The following is a 16,386-nucleotide window of genomic DNA, read 5'->3' as shown; positions in this document are numbered from 1 at the left end:
ATTTATTGTTGTTGTTTTAAAACACGAGACATTTCTTCAATTTTACCAGCATGTAAAGGAATATGAATTGCATTTAATACCAACAATTCGTCTAACGTATTACAACCTGCAATGGTTTCAGTTAATTCTGCTTGTAGTTCTTCATCTGAAATTTTTTGAGCACGCTCTGGTAAGGTTTGTAAATCGTTCAAGATTTCATCTATTTTTGGTACTGTTTCATCTCCCCAATTTTCTGGTGAGGATCCATAACCAAATAAACGCGTGTATTTCTCTACATCTACTGTATTTTTATCATATAAAGATAATGCAGATTCAAATATAGTTAAAACATGACCATATTGCCAATGTATTGTATTTGGGAATAAATCAATTTTATCGTCCAATACTTGATCATTACTCCAATTATCATAACCTGAAATTAAATAATTAACACCCATATCAATAACATCATATACTGATTTCTTTGTCATAATTTAATCCCCTCCACTCTTCAAATATCGTGCAACTTAAATATAATGTTACTATAAAAACGTACATCCACTCTCTACCCTTTTATTTAATACTTATTCACATAAATAAAATTATTATAAACAATGTATATTTTAATTATTAATATCTAGTCCATCGATTCAAAATTTAGATATAATTTATAATCAAAAAGCATTCACTGACACCTTTGTATTATCACTAGTAAATCTTCAGTTTAATAACACGTTTGTTTTGCTTTAACTTATACTATGATATATAAAAAAGACGTTTCTCAAAAAATTTGTTTAAATGAGAAACGTCCATGAGTATCTTCTATAAAGTTTGTTTTTAATTTTTATATTATTTCGTCATATCAATCAACTAAATATTGATGTGATAAATATTTTACATCATACCTGGCATACTGTATATGCATAAATTGCTGTAAATACTAATCATAAACACTGTTAAATCAAGGTTTTATATTTTCTTAAATGCCATTATTTTTAGTTTTTTCATTCTGTTATGACCAAATTATGACCGTGTAATACTATTCATTCTCTTATGTGTGAGATGTTATTTTTCCCCACTGATTATAAATAACTATGTAAGATTCTTTACGTCCTCATCACGTATTTCATTAATCGGTTTCACTTTAACAACGTGATTTAAATTAATAATTTTTTTCTCTGGTTTTGTTACAAATAGAGTTGTATTATTTGATTCACTTTCTTCAAAATCATGTACTGTTTCTATTATTTCGTCTTTTCCTACGAATAAATAACAATTAATACCTTTAGGTGCTTCTTTCAAAAGTGTTCTTAATGAACTTAAATCCATTTACTAGTCCTCCTTTTTCTTTAATATCTTTATTATATACTATAAATATTTTTATTGGAATATTATAATTTATTGTTGAATATTCGACAAAAGGTAACATTATGTTATAATTAGTATTTGGTTGGTTAGATATTTAATTCGTTTTAAATTTTCGAAACAACACATTCTTTATTATAAGTTTCTTACCGTTGAGTTGGTCACTCAGCGGTTTTCTTTATATCAATAACCATCTCGCCAAGTTAGCTATATGGACGGAACGAATCGTTACCCCCCATTGCAATGACCTTACCGTATACCCACTTTATCATTTCTCGATGCAACACAGACGCTCTCACAGAACGGAAAAATACCCCACTAATTAAAGTGAGGTATCTTCCACGTTGTAATTATTGTTACATACTTTTATTATACACCTATACAAACTTACTAAACATAACTTATTCGTAACCAGTCGCAAATAGTGTTAAAGTTTGGTTCAATCCGTTGTCGTTAGCTACAGAATCGATATTATATTCTTTATCTTTCCACTTTATTTTTTGTGTTGTATCTATACCATCACGATATCTAATAATAAAGCGTACTGGTTCTTCACTAGCTGTGATGTTACCTACTACATATTCTGAACCTTTAAGCGTCTTAATATCTGCCTACGGACGCGCTATAACTTCTTTGCCACTCATACCTGGATATGGGCCAGCACTGACTTCTTTATATATCTCAATTCTATTATTAAAATGATATGTCATTTGTTTCACCTCACTTTTACAATCGGACTTTTTTGTCCATTTGCTGTTACTCAATTTTAAGTAATAGCATACTATACCCTAACGGTTCGTTCAGTCATTTTATGGGGTAGCGTTTCACGCCCCCATGATAGACGGGTCGAGATTTCGGCACGTTTCTACTACACCTGCACTCTCTAATATCCTCATTTTTGAGTACATCACATCGCCCTTAAAAATTGCTCGAAGTTATCAAATAACCTTAATTATAGTTCTGACATTCGCCCTGTTTTGCATCGAGAAATGTATTTACGTATAATTGTTCGTTTAACGTTCGCAATTTGTATTTAATGAAAATATATTACATCACTTAATAAAGGGCTATAAGCTATTCTATCTATTATTATTATCGTCATAACTTTTTCTTATTATCTTTAATATTTATGAATAGTACAATAGTGTATAAATACTATTGTAAAAGGGAGATATTATATGAAGAAATTTTTATTTTTAGTTTTGATGTTTTTTCTAGTGTTAACTGCATGTGGAAGTAAAGAAGAAAACAAGTCAAAGGATGAAACAGAATCTAAGTCACTTAATAAATATGATAAAATAGATAATAAAAAGAAAAAAAGTGATGAGAAAAAATCTAAAAACAATGATAAAGAGAAAACAGACAATAAAAAAGTTAGAAGTAAAGAATCTCAATCAGATGAACAGTCTGTTCAACAGGTTAAACAAGAACCAATCCAACCACAAGAACAACAACCAGTACAGCAAGAGCCTACAGACCAAGAAATAGCTGAAGGAAATGCAAAAGTCGCTAAAGAACATGGATATACCGGCATTCCTAATGGTGATGCTCATTTAACAGAGGATAATTTGGCTGAAAGAGAAACTTTTCTAGAAAAAATTCACGAAGAAACAATAAATATTGATGAAGATGATATAGCAGAATTTACTGAAGAAGTACAAGAAGAAGCTATGGCCAGAAACGAAGCTGAATTAGAAATCGAAGGACTTAAATAATTCTAAGGTTATTGAACTATGATCTATATTTTTTATAATTTATGAGGTGTAAATTTGAACAATGAAGATAAAGCAACATTTGCTATCAGTGCTATTATTATATTAATAGCAATATTTATTTGAATAACTTCAAAGGAGGCTTAATTATGGACTATAGAAAAGAAATGAAAAAGATGGGTTGGAATGAAGATGAAATAGTAAAAAGAATTAATAGTTTAGCAGAAGATAACTTGGGACTAGATGAAGAAGATGTAGATCTAGACGCTGAAGCACTAAAACAAAATCATAAAGGGTTTATTGAAACAGATGAAGAACAAGAAATGGTAGATATGTTTTTTAATTATGAAGATTAAAATTGAAAATAAGCTTTAAAAAAAGTTGTATCGAAATAATAAAAGCCCCCTAATTAGAGGGCTACACTATAATGTCTCAATAAGGAGTCCGAGGTCTCGGATAAATATAATATAACACAAAAAAGACAGACCCGAAAGTCCGTCTAATCCATTGTATGGTTAATAATAATAGTAAATATAATATATAATAAAAAAAAGCGCCTCGTAAAGAGACGCTGAATATATTATAAGGTCAATCACAGTGGATTGCGTGGCTTAAAAGCCTATTTATAATTTAACATATTTTTCCATTTAATCAAATTAAAAAGAGCAGACACGGGACATGTGCCTACTCAGTGTGAACTATAAATACAATCATTGAAAGCGCATTTATATAATAATATAAAAAAGACACCCCGTAAAGGGGTGTTGTGAAAACTCATTTTTAAAATGAGACGATAAATACAGTTGGTATCATATCAACCGTGTTTATTATATTAGCATAAATTTTTAATTATGCAAGTTAATAAAAAAAGACAAGCACAAAGGCCTGTCTTTTCATACTCGCATATCTTTATAAAAGTAAGGAACGTGAATATATAACTTACCACTTTCCAATAATTCGGTCAAACAAAATAAAAAGCACCCTATTTAGGGCGCTTAATAATGCGTTTAAATGTACTTTCAAGGCGTGCTTGTGACCAAAGCACATTCATAATATAACATATTGCGTCTATTTTAACTAATTTCCAAAATTAAAAATAGGCGGACTTAATAGTCCACCTATTCATTCGATGATTAATTATTTTAAGTTACATAGAAAGGAGTCTAAGCTCTCTGCAATTAACTTACCATTTTCTATAAATTTAATCAAGTTAAAATAAAAAGCATCCTAAAAAGGATGCCTAGGTACATAACAAGAATACAAATTTTAATTTATGCGATGATTTTTTAGGCTGTTGATAATGTAACATAAAAAAGATAAGTTATCTATAATAGATTACCTTCTTTGAAACATTAATACAATATTAGAAATTCCACTACTAGTGAAATTATCATAAAAAAACCACCTCATAAAGAGATGGTCTAAATAAATTATACACCTTATCAAACACGAAAGTGAGTTTCGGCTTGAGTCTATTTATAATCTAACATATGGTTTGATTTTTAGCCAATCCTTCACTATTTTTTTTATCATTATCAATAATTAATAAAAAGACACCCTTTAAAAGAGTGTCTAGTGCGTAAAAAAATAATAGAATTGGTGAGACGCTAAATGAATATCAGTCTCTTTTAAAAGTATAACATATAAATATATTTTTGTTTATTAATTTTATATTTTTTAAGATAATCTTACTTACTTCATTTCTTCATATACACATAATAATCATTCACACACCAAAACATCCCCTCTTATTATTAAAAGTGAGGAATTTAGAATAATAAAGGAGATGTAGAGGATTAATTGAGTATAATATTAGGAAGATAGTTATAACATTCCTCTTTATTTTACTTTTAAACCTAGAAAAAATAATATTTTTACATGAAAATAACCACCCAATGACTAGTTGGATGGCTATAATTCGTTATAGAGTAAGGAAAAATAGGAAATACTCTAACTATATGATTGATAAACTTGTCAATCACCTGGATAAATATAATAAAATCCCACTTCCCACAGTGGATAAATTGTTGGATTTACTGTTGTTTAATAGAAGAAGTAGGACGGGTTCCTACTCCTATCTACACACTAACACTAATCTATATTATTACAAGTTAATACCCTTATAGATGTTTTGTTATATATATATATAAATAACCACCCCGAAGAGTGGCATCAAAAAGGATGAAGTGTCGGAGTACTTCATAACTTTATAATATTATAAAACTTTCTGTTTTGCAACGCTTTTATTTCACATAAAAAAAGCAGGGCAGGCACAAAAGTCCCACCCTTGTAGCGACAATAAATAACAGTATCTAACTATAACCGTAACATAAAAGAAGACAGACCCGAAAGTCCGTCTGATCCATTGTATGGTTAATAATGATCGTACATATAATATATAATAAAAAAAGCGCCTCGTAAAGAGACGCTGAATACATTATAAGGTCAATCACAGTGGATTGCGTGGCTTAAAAGCCTATATATAATTTAACATATATTTTACAGTTTAATCAAATAAAAAAAGAGCAAGCACGGGACAGTGTGCCTACTCTTTTTATAGTAATGGTATCGGTATTGGTTAGCAATAGTAATATATTGCTCAAGATATTTATACCATAAAAAAGACACTCCGTAAAGAGTGCCTACGCTTACAAATATAATAATAGAGCATGCGAGTCAATATATGGTTATTGACTCTATTTATAATGTAACATAAAATTTAAAAAAGACAATCTATTATGGGTAGATTGTCTTCCTTGAGAGATATTAATACAATATTAGAATTTCCACTATTAATAAAATTATCATAAAAAAACCACCTCGTAAAGAGATGGTCTAAATAAATTATACACCTTATCAAAAATGTTTGAATCCTTTCATAATCTAACATATAGCTTAATTTTCAGTCAATAATTCTACAGTATTTTTTAGAATATTAAATAACTATCATCATTTTTTATTACATCACCTTATCCAATAACCTATCAAATACTTGTCTCACTCTCCCATCAGATACTTCAAATATACGTCCAACTTCTTTATAAGTCTTACCTTCTGCTAATAGCCAGAATATGCAAATTTCCTTATCTGTAGCTACTTGCTCAATTAATGTTTCTATTTCATTATAAAATATGCTTTCTTCAACATTATTCTCGTCTATAGGTACTGCTTCCTGTTGGTCATTCACACTAAAGAAGTCATCAACATTTGTATCTTCATCATACTCTTTACTGTTATCTATTGTCTTATGATAGTTTAATATAAACTGTTTAACAGTTTTCTTATCGTACCTCATACATACTCTACTGCCTTTGCAACACGTTTTAATATAACCTCTTTCGCATGTCTTAATGTTAATTCACTTATGCCTATCACATCAGCTATAACGTTCTCTGTATAGTTGTTACCGTCCCACCATGTCAATTTAATAATCTGTTGTATTTTAATATCACAGTCGTTATATACCTCTGTAATACCCTTTACAATCGATTCTAGGTTCATATATTGAAATTCATCCATATCACTAGGTTTATTCTTATAAGTATCAACCATGCTGTGATAATTGCGCATGTATCGTTCTAAAATAGGATAATCTACATCGGTCATATTACTAACTCCTCACGTTCTTGATTTAATGATGCTTTCGTTTCGACTAAAAAGTTTTGATATATTACTTCACTCTCTTTTTGACGCTGTTTATTGCGCTCTATACGTTGGTTATGATGCACTTTATATAAATCTTCTTGCAGCTTGGCAATCGTCTTGTGTGGCTTCTCACTGCCATTTGTTTGGAAATATCTTATGACTTCTTTTTGTTCTCTAGGTGTATATCTACGAATGATTTTTTTCATTAAATTTAGTTTCTTAGTACTGTTATTTTTAAAACGATCTAATTCATCTTTTTGTTGTATAATCCAAAACACTAACTTTTCTAATGGATAGGAAACTGTAATCACGCCTTCAACTTCATCACAACACATGTGAGATGTGTTCAAGTGGTACATTGCATCTATTTGCTCTTGTATCACTCGTATTTTGCTATTAATCATCATGGGTGAGTATTGTGTTAAAAGCTCGTATTCGGTAATCTTAGGTTCTTCATAATACCAAAGAATATTTTTACTTCTCTTTAAAATCATTGTAGACCTCCCTAGAACTTTTTTGTTTAATCGTTATTATCCATCCCAAATTCTTCATATACAGATTGGGGTTTTTTACCATCTTCAAAAAATGCACTAAATGGGTCATATTGTTGCTTAGGCTTAGGTTCCATGATTTTAAGCCGAGATTCGACTGTAAGACCTAATTTAGGACAAATAGCATTCATAGTGTTCACACTGTCCCTTTGTATGGTGTAATTAGGTGAGAGTTTACTTCCACGTTCAGTCACAACCACCATACCTTCTTCTTGAATTTTGAGTGTGGCATTTTTGTAGTTACTATATGTTTGGCAATAAGTTGCAAGAAGACCTTTGTCTAAATCTTTTATAGGTAATTCATTAATAAGTGGAAGCACTCTATACCATTCTTGAATAGCATCATCGTCTAAAAAATCGGGTGGCTCTTTTGATAAAGGTGTAAGTCCATTCATCACTTCTTCAGTGGCTTTCTTTTGTTCTTGTACATCTTTTGTACGATAAGCTTTTTGTTGTGATAATAGTTTTCTCTGTGACATTTATATCATCCCCTATAAATATTATGTATTGAAATTTATTCCTCTAATTGCTTACATGCAATTGATTCAGAACGTTGTGCTTGTTCAAGTTGTGATTCTAGGTGAGATTTTTCTTCGTCGCATTGTTTAAGTTGTTTTTTTTAAATAACGTAATTCTTTTACAGTCATTTCATCTGGTGTTTTAGCCTCACCTGTTGATGTTGTATGTTCTTTAGTGCGTTCTACTTCAGGTAGAGTCGCTATCATATCTAAAGCAGTTAAGCCTAAATGTCTAAACGTTTCTACATTTCCTATTAATTGTTCCGATACTTTTATAGCTTTACTTGCAAAATCCTTATTTAATCCGATGTTTTCGTGCCACTCTCTGAACTCACCGTGAATAAGATCGTTTTCTTTTACATGTTTTAATCTTCGACCTATTTCGAATATCGATTGACCAGCAATTTTCTGACAACTTTTTACACACTCCTATTAAGCTCTGACAAACGTCTTACAGTGCATTGAAAGGCTTGATAGTCGGATAGTAGGTCATAAACGGCTTAAATTGGGCTATTTTATCCACAAACATTGTGAATTCTTACACAATTTTAACTTTTCATTTCAAGATGCGGTTACGTTTAAGACGGGCTCGTTTAATTCGTTTTCAAAAAGGCTGGGCGCAAATTCAACGCCCCCCTTTAAAATTAGAAATTATTTTTTTCAAATTTCATTTTCTTTTTTATAATCTCCAGTATTATTTTCACTGCCCGATTAAATTATCTATCCCATTAAAATTTTTCATACCATCTAATTCACACTTACTTTATTCAAGTATATTTATCGCTTAAAACTTCGCTTTTAATCAGCTTTTTCATTCACTTTTAATCAATCTATTTAAGTAGCTTTCACGCACTATATAACATCTTGTAACACTTAATATATAATCATCTATACATGCGCTGTATCGCTCTCTAAATGGCTACAAACACCATTGTATATAAGCAAACCATTCACGATTAGTAACTCGTTTGTGCTTCTCATATTGTTGTTACTTATCATCTAATAATAATTAATATTTATTTTTATTATTTGAAATTAGAATCTTAATTTAATTTTCGATTTACTTTTTAAATTTATTCTCACAAACATTTTTGTAATTCAAATCTCAATTTACTTTTATCTTTAACATTTACTTTTTGATTTGATGAATGAACTTCACAATTGAATTGAAACAACAATAGAAATCATTTATCTTCTGAACACAATCAACAATGAAACTAAACAGAAGATCATTAACAAACAATTAATGTTAGTTAAATAAGAACAAATGATTTAAGTTAATTGATTGAATCATTTTAAATTATAATTTGTTTCTTCTCTTTTATTATCAATGAACAATCACAACAAACAAATGAAGCTCTTTACACAATGAGTTTGATCACTTAATGTAATGACCTTATAAACTCTGTGTTCAATAGTCTGACCTTTAACATAGGTTGCTTATTCACTGTATCCTTTATTGTGCAGTCCCTCTGCAACTATACCTTTAATATATTGGCATCTCCTTATATATCAGCCACATTCATTCTACCCATACTTTCATCACACCCACTACTTATAAGAAAAGACCACCACCAATTAATAGTGATGGCCTAAACCAACGTACAGAAGAACTAGGAACAAATGAAAATAACAAGGGTTAAATGCCCAATGGCTAATTTAGACTTTAATACTGAGCGCTCAACATTAAAGATTTAGTATATCTTTAATATCTATATTATACCATGAACGCCGTCATAATGCTACTTTACATTACCTAGTATTAATAGAAATTGCTTTTATTTTACCAATCTTTTCAATGAGCTTATTCATCGATGTAACTTCATCTGTATAGATTTGTACACTCTTAACTTTGTTATGCTGCACTAACTTTATAAATTCTTGCATAATTGGTTTGTCATCCACTTCTATAGATAGTCCATACAGTCCTTTATTGACTACCACTGTTAAATTGCCACGATGTATCGATGCTAGGATATTACTATCCTTATTGTTGTCTAACATCACACATAGCTTGTCATTGTCTTTTAATGCTTGAAATAGATTGTTATCTAACTCATATGGTTTAAATGTCTGATAGTTAGGATCTACTGTTTTGGTCGTTCCCATTTCTACAGGTTTATCAGTTGTAAGTGCTTGTACTGTAATTCGATTCTTTTGCTTATTATATTTAACGTTATTATCTGATTGTTTGATTGTTGTTAGCATATACTCACATCCTTACCATTGTTTCTTGCCATAATGATATTGTTGGAACTCATCACGAGAAACGGCATCTAATGCTTGTTCGACTTTCCATGCATAACCACGTGGCGTTGTTTGTTCATTGTATTTATCACCATCACCTAAATTAATTTCGTGGGCTAACATTTGGCCTTTATACTGGTTGTGAATGTTACCAGGATTATTTTTCTCTTGCTTAACATAACGTTCACGAGATATACGACGACCAGCCTCATTTTTATTCTCAATCATTTTACAATACACTTTCACAACATCTTGCAGTTTATTCTGCATCTCTTTCGCTAGTTTTTGATGTTCATCCTTAAATCCTGTCATTTCTTTGTTGTATGCCTTGTAGAACTGGTCAAATTCTTCTTCAGTTACTTTATAATCTGATGAGTTAAGTTGTTCGTCGACTTCGATTAATTCGTGTTCTAAATCTGATTGTAGACTTTTTAATTTTGTTGCTTCTGCAAATTCATCATTATTTTGATAATGTGTAATTTTACTATTGAGCTGTTTAATACGCTTTGTTAGCTGTTGGTACTTCTGCTTAACCTCTTTTGCCTTAACACCCTTACCATAAATTTGATTATCAAAGATATTGATTGTATTGTCTTGTACTGTTTTTGCCATAATTAAATGCCTTCTTTCGATTTTGATTTATAATTCGTTTTATTTCGTTAAAGTCTTTCTCTTTTCTAGCAAATTTCCTTATCAAAGAACTAATATACCTATTCGATACATTGTTCACATGGGTAGGTAAACGAGCTAGAATCTGATGTGCTATGCGTTTATGATTCATGGAAACACTCCCTTAACTTATTTTCTGTGTATTACCTTTAATATGGTGGGTCGGCATAACATAGTGACTATTTCTATCAATTTCTAACATACGTTTACCATCTCTGTATTTCTGCCAATATTTAGCATCTGCAGTGAGTTTATTAATTTCATCTAGTAAATAATTAATCGCTAAATGATCACCGCGTAAATATATTGTCATATGCCCTACACTGTTATAATTGAGTTTCAAATTATATCCTCTTAACCACAAGAAGATTGATTCAGTATTTAACCTTGATTGCAGCGTTGCCTGTCCTAAACTCGACAAACACCAATCACATGTTATGAAATCAATTTCTAAATACTGATACTTGCCCTGCGTTTTATAGATGTGACAAATGGGTTTGTTAACAATTTCTAAATTCTTAAAGTCATTAAAGTGGAGTTTCTTATTATTTAATTTGAATGGATCAGTTGGTATTGAATGCATTAACACAGTTTATGAGTCCTCCTATTTTGAAATATGTTTAATAAGTTAATTCTATAATCACACGATGATTACCGTTATTAGTTATTACTGTTCCATATCTGTTACCACTGTTATATAGGTATCTCATTTTCTTCGCCCTCTATTCTTTTGGATATATCCTAGATAATTCTTAGTGCGTGCCATTACCAACTCAAATCCACCGTGGGCAATCATTTTATAACTGGTGCGCCTATTACTATTGGGTACATAGCTTTCACGCCATGACACCCAATTATTATCAATATACTCAACATATACTTGCGACACCTTACTTATTGAACAGAAATATATTTCTTCCGATATTCCAACTATTAAACCTGTCTTTTTTGCTTGTGTATCATAATCAATATCATATTTAACGGCTTGCACTTCTTACAGTCGCCTCCCATGCCTTTTCAGTGAAAATATCACCGTTTTTATTATCCCCAATCAATATGCGCAAAGGTTCAATATCAATGTTACATTGTTTTGCATAACTTACTGCTTTGTATAAGTCATCGTTTCTATATTCGCTTTCACCATCTACAATACGTTGATACGCTTGTTTACCTAGTCCACCTTTACCACTGCCTAAATGGTCGAAGTTATGATCTGATAACACGTTTTTCATAGAATACGGCTCTAATACTTGTTGCGTATAATTACCATGTTTTGAAAATATACGTTGTTCAAATTTCCCTTCATATTCAGCAACATGCCCCCCATTATGTTTATAAATCCCTTTACGTGTCCGACTATTAGCTAATACAAAATAATTGTTATGATGTGCTTTTATATCAACGGAAGGTAAATAATTTATTTTTTGACCGTATTCAATACCATCATGTTTACGAAATATAATGTGTTTACCTCCGCTAGGCGTAGTTTGTACCAATGTATTTTGTGCATTAGTAACAATTTCATCATAAAAAGGAACGTGTTTTAAACTTTCAAATCCGTTTTTACCTTTAGCATAATCTACATCAATATCGATACACCATAACCCACGTGTAATAACGCCTAATACATGAGTTCGATGATATAAATTAGAATGGTACTCAATGAAATCATTAGTGATATCTATATCTGCAAAAGTAACAATAGGCTTTTTATACTTATTAAGTGGTATAACTTGAATATGTTTTTTTAATAAATATTTCGCTACATGATAACCTGTCATTAAATACCTCCTAATTAAGAGTTGCGGTAACGCTTGTAGCCCTTATTTTCTCTATAGTATTAAAAAATAATTTCGTTCATAAAAAACGCTATATAAATTAGAGTTACAAGAGTTACCGACTGTTATTACAATGTTTCAAGAGTTACTATAAGAGTTACCTAAGAGTTACGGTAACGCTTATTATTGATTAATTAAATTTAACGCCATATTGAATAGTTCTGTATTGCCTACTTCATGAATCCTTGTGTTTACACCATCTATCTTTTTTTGATTATTAAGACTTATACCAATTTTTTTCATATCATCTTTAGCTTGTTTGTAACGTAAACTTCTATAATCTTGCTCAATTAATTTTTGTAACGTCTCATCGCCAGCAAAAACGAAATTTTGCCTAGATAACGCCTTTAATAAATTAACTTGTGTTTCCGTTAACTCATCTTCACTAAAATAATTTTTTAATGTGACATCATTAAACTTAAATTCTCTGCCAATTTCTTTTAGATACTCCAAACTAACAATTAGGAACGATACTGCAGCTGCTACTGATTTTTTATCATTCGGTTGCACAAAATTCCAATAAGGTTCAAACAGTTTATATCTTTCATCATCTGTTTCATTGAGTGGTCTATCTTTGAGTGAAATTTTAATTGTACGTGTGGTATTAGCTGTAATATCACCTGTATCTACATTTTCGTTTGTATCGAGTACCAATAAAGACTTATTTTTGAAGGTAAATGCGTTTCTACCAATACCACGTCCTGAAATCACTTCACCCGTCGCAATTTTTCTTAATATACGCATCATACCTTTTGTTATTTCCCCTGTTTCGTTAGCGTGTGCGATATCTGCACCGTAGAAATTCATCCACTCGTTAGATGCCTCGAATCCACCAGAAATTAAACTGTCAAAATTAACTTTGTTGACTTGTAACAGTGCGTCAAACGTAGTCATGAACAAACCTTTACCTGAACGTCCAAAATCCTTCATAAGGAACCATTTTTCGGCTTGTATAAGATTCATTTTGCGATACATGGCATAAGCATGTACTAACATTAAATTATTCTTACTCTTATCACTTTCAGTAACGAAATCAAAGAATTTTTTAGGTGTATCTGTATCAATTTCTGATGCATTAATATCATATTTTTTAGCGTATAACTCATTTGATTGCAGTGCTTTATTTCTAAATTCTAAATTCCTGCAATCATATATCCAGTCATTACCTGCAATCGTATATGGAAGGATATTGTAACCATGCTCAACATTTAAGTGTTCTCGATACATTTCAAGCATGACTTCTAAAAAATCATTTATCTGATGCTTATTATCGACTGGATAGTTTAAAGCGAAATTTGTTTCGTCTATCACTTCATATGTGTTATTTTTGATTATAATAAAACAATCTAACTCATCTGAATAAATCACTTTATCTGAAATGAGATCTGCAATAAATCTTGCATAGTTATTAAATGCACCTGCTGTAAAACTGGCTTTCTTTTCTTCCTCACCATTATCATTTTCTGTAATTTTAGTATTTACAATTCCGTAAATAACTCCAATTTCTTTAGGAATTATGATATAATCTAAAGTAAGATTATTAATGTAATCACCTATATCATTTTTTTCACGATGGTATAAATTACCTTTATTATTAAAAATTTGTTTATCGCTTGAGATAGAAGCGAAATTAATTCGCTTACTAATCTCTTTGATTTTTGATAAACTTGTTGTATTTATATAATCTAAGTTAGAATGAAATTCAAAATGTTGTTTATAAAGTGTTGTTTCGTCCATACAATCAACCTTTCATTTATGTTAGTATTTAGGTTAGATATTTTTTATTAAATATCCGTTCTTACGCATTATCTTCGCTTTGGTCGGCAGTAGATAGTGCGTTTTTTTCTTGATTAATATCTGCTCGGATGTCATCATGCATTGTCTCAATATCATTTCTAATCGCTAATAAAGTGCTTGTAACGATATAATTCGCTTTCATATTATTATTAATAGCTTGGTAATAATAAGGGTCGTTATTTCTGATTGCACAGTCTCTTTCAATTTTTAATTCGTCATTTTCTGAACAAACAAAATCTAATACACTTTGAACCTTATTTATCAAATCTGCAAACTCAACGCTTTCTTCTACTTTTTCTGAATATGTCATAATTAGTTACTCCCTTTTCTAATATTTGTCATTTGCATTTTTAAATCTGTTAAATCGATAGTTAACTTGTTATTTAAATTAAAAAGCAATTCTCCCAAATCTTCGCTAATTTCTTTTTCAAGTGGTTTTGAATTACAGTAATCAACTAACCACTGCATTAATTCGTTTGAGTAATCACTTTGACCTAAAATGTGATGTATTTTTTCTGTTTGTTCGATATATTCATCTTTTGTCATCTTATTTAACCTCCATTTTATTATTTTCGATTTCATTAAAGTGTCTATCAAAAAACATATAACATACAAAGCTCGCAAATATAACTAATACCAGTGCAATGTAGAAATCTTGAATTAATGTGCTGAATGTAATTGTGGTAAATGGCACAGTTATAAAAGTCATTAGCATTCTCATTGTTTTACCTTCTTCAAACTTTTCAGATCATTGTTAGTGATATCCATCTGCGAAGTAATGTTATCCATAAAACCATCTACGTCAGACTTTTTGAAACGGTAAGTGCTCCCTACCCGATAATAGCGCATACCATTTTTGATTAGTAAATCATCTATAGTTGGTTTTGATAGATTAAGATAATCTGCTAATTCCTTGTAAGTCATGAAATATTTTTCTTTTGCTAATTCTTCGATACGCTCATCAATAGCATGTTGCATCATCTCACGTGCTTCATCTTCATTAATATCGATATTGAACATTTGTTATACCTCCTTTATTTCAAATTCAAATAGTTCTTCAATTTCTATGTCTAACCTTTCAGAAATTCTTTTTGCCATCTTCGGGCTTGGTGTCGCTTTGTTATTCACAATTGCGCTTAGATAAGAAAGTGAAATACCACTGCTTTTAGAAAAGCTTCGCAAGCTGTGCCCTCTTTTAGCGATTAAATATCTTAATTCAGGTATATTTGTTTTTGTCATACATTTCACCTCTTCTTTTGTTACCTAAAAAAGTAACATTTACTTGGTATACTATAAATATAAACTAAAATAAGTTACATTACAAGTACGAATTTAAAAATGTTATCTTTTTTTGTTACATTTATGATAAACTCTTTTTGAGGTGATTAAATATGAAACAAGAAGGAACGTTAGGAAATGCAATCAGAAACGCTAGAAAAAGCTATCCACTTACACTTGAAGAATTAGGTGAAAAAGTAGGAGTAACACATGCATTCTTATCACGCGTAGAAAATAATAAAGTTATTCCAAATGATGAGTTACTTTTCAAAATAGCTAATGTGCTAGATTTCAATGATAGTCAGGATTTTTTAAATGAATTCAGAATATTAGCAGGAAGTTATGACAGTATAGAAGAAAACACATCTTTTTTTAATGAATTAAAATCTAGTGGGAGATTAGAAATTAATAATCTTAATAACGAAAAGAAAATTGTTGATAAACCATACTATAAATTAAATTATTTATTTGAGAGTGAAAACAAAATTTTCTATGATATAAAAACTTCTATGTTCGGTGAAAAAGTTGCGACTGTTGAATTACCACATGATGTATTACACCAAATATACAAAATGATAAACTTAGAAATTATCAAAACTGTCAAAAACAATCCTGAACTTTTAAAAAGTATTGAAAATCCTGAAATTATTGATGAGTATCAAAATGAAAGAAATATAAAAAGAAAAGAATTCGCTGAACATATGAAATATTTAAATGTAACAGATGACATTAAAGACTTTATGCGTGAAATATATGATGATGAATATTTAACTTAAAAGACGGTGAT

General features: G+C 30.2%; 21 protein-coding genes. 3 read left to right on the top strand and 18 right to left on the bottom strand.

Annotation, left to right across the window (positions count from 1 at the left end; all coding sequences use genetic code 11):
• Positions 1-2 precede the first annotated feature (2 nt).
• The 3 genes from AB1J10_RS09815 to AB1J10_RS09805 all read right to left on the bottom strand — a co-directional run bounded on the left by AB1J10_RS09815 (position 3) and on the right by AB1J10_RS09805 (position 1,949).
• Positions 3-470, bottom strand: a complete 468-nt coding sequence (locus AB1J10_RS09815; protein ID WP_064209736.1) for a bacillithiol transferase BstA — start codon at positions 468-470, stop codon at positions 3-5.
• A gap of 601 nt (positions 471-1,071) precedes the next feature.
• On the bottom strand, positions 1,072-1,308 hold the full coding sequence (locus AB1J10_RS09810; RefSeq protein ID WP_115342067.1) for a hypothetical protein: 237 nt from the start codon (positions 1,306-1,308) through the stop codon (positions 1,072-1,074).
• A gap of 437 nt (positions 1,309-1,745) precedes the next feature.
• Positions 1,746-1,949, bottom strand: coding sequence for a phage head closure protein (locus AB1J10_RS09805; protein WP_260813275.1), 204 nt, complete (start codon positions 1,947-1,949; stop codon positions 1,746-1,748).
• A 612-nt stretch (positions 1,950-2,561) separates the two neighbouring features.
• Between AB1J10_RS09805 and AB1J10_RS09800 the strand changes: the two genes are divergently transcribed.
• Positions 2,562-3,059 (top strand): hypothetical protein, encoded by a 498-nt coding sequence (locus AB1J10_RS09800; RefSeq protein WP_369003108.1) that lies wholly within the window; start codon positions 2,562-2,564, stop codon positions 3,057-3,059.
• A gap of 146 nt (positions 3,060-3,205) precedes the next feature.
• Complete coding sequence (locus AB1J10_RS09795; RefSeq protein WP_108909254.1) at positions 3,206-3,412, top strand: hypothetical protein; 207 nt, start codon at positions 3,206-3,208, stop codon at positions 3,410-3,412.
• 2,603 nt (positions 3,413-6,015) lie between these two features.
• Here the strand turns inward: AB1J10_RS09795 and AB1J10_RS09790 are convergent.
• The 15 genes from AB1J10_RS09790 to AB1J10_RS09720 form a co-directional block, all read right to left on the bottom strand.
• The gene (locus tag AB1J10_RS09790; RefSeq protein ID WP_115342065.1) at positions 6,016-6,351 is read right to left on the bottom strand and encodes a sigma-70 family RNA polymerase sigma factor; all 336 of its coding nucleotides are present in this window, start codon (positions 6,349-6,351) and stop codon (positions 6,016-6,018) included.
• On the bottom strand, positions 6,348-6,662 hold the full coding sequence (locus tag AB1J10_RS09785) for a hypothetical protein (RefSeq protein WP_283275376.1): 315 nt from the start codon (positions 6,660-6,662) through the stop codon (positions 6,348-6,350). Before AB1J10_RS09785 ends, AB1J10_RS09790 begins: the two co-directional genes overlap by 4 nt.
• Entirely contained in the window at positions 6,659-7,195 is a 537-nt protein-coding gene (locus AB1J10_RS09780; protein ID WP_186330645.1) for a pathogenicity island protein, read from the bottom strand. The genes AB1J10_RS09785 and AB1J10_RS09780 overlap by 4 nt, the downstream gene beginning before the upstream one ends.
• A gap of 26 nt (positions 7,196-7,221) precedes the next feature.
• The gene (locus tag AB1J10_RS09775; RefSeq protein ID WP_064205800.1) at positions 7,222-7,731 is read right to left on the bottom strand and encodes a phage terminase small subunit P27 family; all 510 of its coding nucleotides are present in this window, start codon (positions 7,729-7,731) and stop codon (positions 7,222-7,224) included.
• Positions 7,732-9,522: 1,791 nt separating this feature from the next.
• Complete coding sequence (locus AB1J10_RS09770; RefSeq protein ID WP_115342062.1) at positions 9,523-9,978, bottom strand: hypothetical protein; 456 nt, start codon at positions 9,976-9,978, stop codon at positions 9,523-9,525.
• Between the two features lie 12 nt (positions 9,979-9,990).
• Positions 9,991-10,629, bottom strand: coding sequence for a hypothetical protein (locus tag AB1J10_RS09765; RefSeq protein ID WP_115342061.1), 639 nt, complete (start codon positions 10,627-10,629; stop codon positions 9,991-9,993).
• Positions 10,589-10,798 carry a hypothetical protein gene (locus AB1J10_RS09760; RefSeq protein WP_115342060.1) on the bottom strand — a complete coding sequence of 70 codons (210 nt, stop codon included), beginning with the start codon at positions 10,796-10,798 and terminating at the stop codon, positions 10,589-10,591. The genes AB1J10_RS09765 and AB1J10_RS09760 overlap by 41 nt, the downstream gene beginning before the upstream one ends.
• Positions 10,799-10,810: 12 nt before the next feature.
• Positions 10,811-11,269, bottom strand: coding sequence for a hypothetical protein (locus AB1J10_RS09755; RefSeq protein ID WP_260813274.1), 459 nt, complete (start codon positions 11,267-11,269; stop codon positions 10,811-10,813).
• A 123-nt stretch (positions 11,270-11,392) separates the two neighbouring features.
• Positions 11,393-11,677, bottom strand: coding sequence for a pathogenicity island protein (locus AB1J10_RS09750; RefSeq protein ID WP_115342058.1), 285 nt, complete (start codon positions 11,675-11,677; stop codon positions 11,393-11,395).
• The gene (locus tag AB1J10_RS09745) at positions 11,664-12,467 is read right to left on the bottom strand and encodes a bifunctional DNA primase/polymerase (protein WP_210129009.1); all 804 of its coding nucleotides are present in this window, start codon (positions 12,465-12,467) and stop codon (positions 11,664-11,666) included. Before AB1J10_RS09745 ends, AB1J10_RS09750 begins: the two co-directional genes overlap by 14 nt.
• 180 nt (positions 12,468-12,647) lie before the next feature.
• The gene (locus tag AB1J10_RS09740; RefSeq protein ID WP_283275386.1) at positions 12,648-14,261 is read right to left on the bottom strand and encodes a phage resistance protein; all 1,614 of its coding nucleotides are present in this window, start codon (positions 14,259-14,261) and stop codon (positions 12,648-12,650) included.
• Positions 14,262-14,322: 61 nt separating this feature from the next.
• Positions 14,323-14,631: a hypothetical protein gene (locus AB1J10_RS09735; RefSeq protein ID WP_108909245.1), complete on the bottom strand. Its 309-nt coding sequence runs from the start codon at positions 14,629-14,631 to the stop codon at positions 14,323-14,325.
• 2 nt (positions 14,632-14,633) lie between these two features.
• Positions 14,634-14,867: a hypothetical protein gene (locus AB1J10_RS09730; RefSeq protein WP_108909244.1), complete on the bottom strand. Its 234-nt coding sequence runs from the start codon at positions 14,865-14,867 to the stop codon at positions 14,634-14,636.
• Between the two features lie 171 nt (positions 14,868-15,038).
• Positions 15,039-15,341, bottom strand: a complete 303-nt coding sequence (locus tag AB1J10_RS09725) for a helix-turn-helix domain-containing protein (RefSeq protein WP_115342055.1) — start codon at positions 15,339-15,341, stop codon at positions 15,039-15,041.
• Between the two features lie 3 nt (positions 15,342-15,344).
• Positions 15,345-15,560 carry a helix-turn-helix domain-containing protein gene (locus tag AB1J10_RS09720; RefSeq protein WP_115342054.1) on the bottom strand — a complete coding sequence of 72 codons (216 nt, stop codon included), beginning with the start codon at positions 15,558-15,560 and terminating at the stop codon, positions 15,345-15,347.
• A gap of 152 nt (positions 15,561-15,712) precedes the next feature.
• Here AB1J10_RS09720 and AB1J10_RS09715 point away from each other — a divergent pair, with 152 nt between their 5' ends.
• Positions 15,713-16,375 (top strand): helix-turn-helix domain-containing protein, encoded by a 663-nt coding sequence (locus tag AB1J10_RS09715; RefSeq protein WP_115342053.1) that lies wholly within the window; start codon positions 15,713-15,715, stop codon positions 16,373-16,375.
• Positions 16,376-16,386: the final 11 nt, after the last annotated feature.

Source organism: Staphylococcus cohnii species complex 1663, assembly GCF_041008415.1.
GTDB lineage: Bacteria > Bacillota > Bacilli > Staphylococcales > Staphylococcaceae > Staphylococcus > Staphylococcus ureilyticus.
The sequence above is the reverse complement of the archived record's forward strand: the minus strand, read 5'-3'. Positions and strand labels throughout refer to the sequence as shown.

Excerpts from the sequence above, each read along its gene's own strand:
- AB1J10_RS09815 (WP_064209736.1), bottom strand. The coding sequence starts at position 470 with ATGACAAAGAAATCAGTATATGATGTTATTGATATGGGTGTTAATTAT.
- AB1J10_RS09810 (WP_115342067.1), bottom strand. The coding sequence starts at position 1,308 with ATGGATTTAAGTTCATTAAGAACACTTTTGAAAGAAGCACCTAAAGGT.
- AB1J10_RS09795 (WP_108909254.1), top strand. The coding sequence starts at position 3,206 with ATGGACTATAGAAAAGAAATGAAAAAGATGGGTTGGAATGAAGATGAA.
- AB1J10_RS09790 (WP_115342065.1), bottom strand. The coding sequence starts at position 6,351 with ATGAGGTACGATAAGAAAACTGTTAAACAGTTTATATTAAACTATCAT.
- AB1J10_RS09785 (WP_283275376.1), bottom strand. The coding sequence starts at position 6,662 with ATGACCGATGTAGATTATCCTATTTTAGAACGATACATGCGCAATTAT.
- AB1J10_RS09780 (WP_186330645.1), bottom strand. The coding sequence starts at position 7,195 with ATGATTTTAAAGAGAAGTAAAAATATTCTTTGGTATTATGAAGAACCT.
- AB1J10_RS09775 (WP_064205800.1), bottom strand. The coding sequence starts at position 7,731 with ATGTCACAGAGAAAACTATTATCACAACAAAAAGCTTATCGTACAAAA.
- AB1J10_RS09770 (WP_115342062.1), bottom strand. The coding sequence starts at position 9,978 with ATGCTAACAACAATCAAACAATCAGATAATAACGTTAAATATAATAAG.
- AB1J10_RS09765 (WP_115342061.1), bottom strand. The coding sequence starts at position 10,629 with ATGGCAAAAACAGTACAAGACAATACAATCAATATCTTTGATAATCAA.
- AB1J10_RS09760 (WP_115342060.1), bottom strand. The coding sequence starts at position 10,798 with ATGAATCATAAACGCATAGCACATCAGATTCTAGCTCGTTTACCTACC.
- AB1J10_RS09755 (WP_260813274.1), bottom strand. The coding sequence starts at position 11,269 with ATGCATTCAATACCAACTGATCCATTCAAATTAAATAATAAGAAACTC.
- AB1J10_RS09745 (WP_210129009.1), bottom strand. The coding sequence starts at position 12,467 with ATGACAGGTTATCATGTAGCGAAATATTTATTAAAAAAACATATTCAA.
- AB1J10_RS09740 (WP_283275386.1), bottom strand. The coding sequence starts at position 14,261 with ATGGACGAAACAACACTTTATAAACAACATTTTGAATTTCATTCTAAC.
- AB1J10_RS09735 (WP_108909245.1), bottom strand. The coding sequence starts at position 14,631 with ATGACATATTCAGAAAAAGTAGAAGAAAGCGTTGAGTTTGCAGATTTG.
- AB1J10_RS09730 (WP_108909244.1), bottom strand. The coding sequence starts at position 14,867 with ATGACAAAAGATGAATATATCGAACAAACAGAAAAAATACATCACATT.
- AB1J10_RS09725 (WP_115342055.1), bottom strand. The coding sequence starts at position 15,341 with ATGTTCAATATCGATATTAATGAAGATGAAGCACGTGAGATGATGCAA.
- AB1J10_RS09720 (WP_115342054.1), bottom strand. The coding sequence starts at position 15,560 with ATGACAAAAACAAATATACCTGAATTAAGATATTTAATCGCTAAAAGA.
- AB1J10_RS09715 (WP_115342053.1), top strand. The coding sequence starts at position 15,713 with ATGAAACAAGAAGGAACGTTAGGAAATGCAATCAGAAACGCTAGAAAA.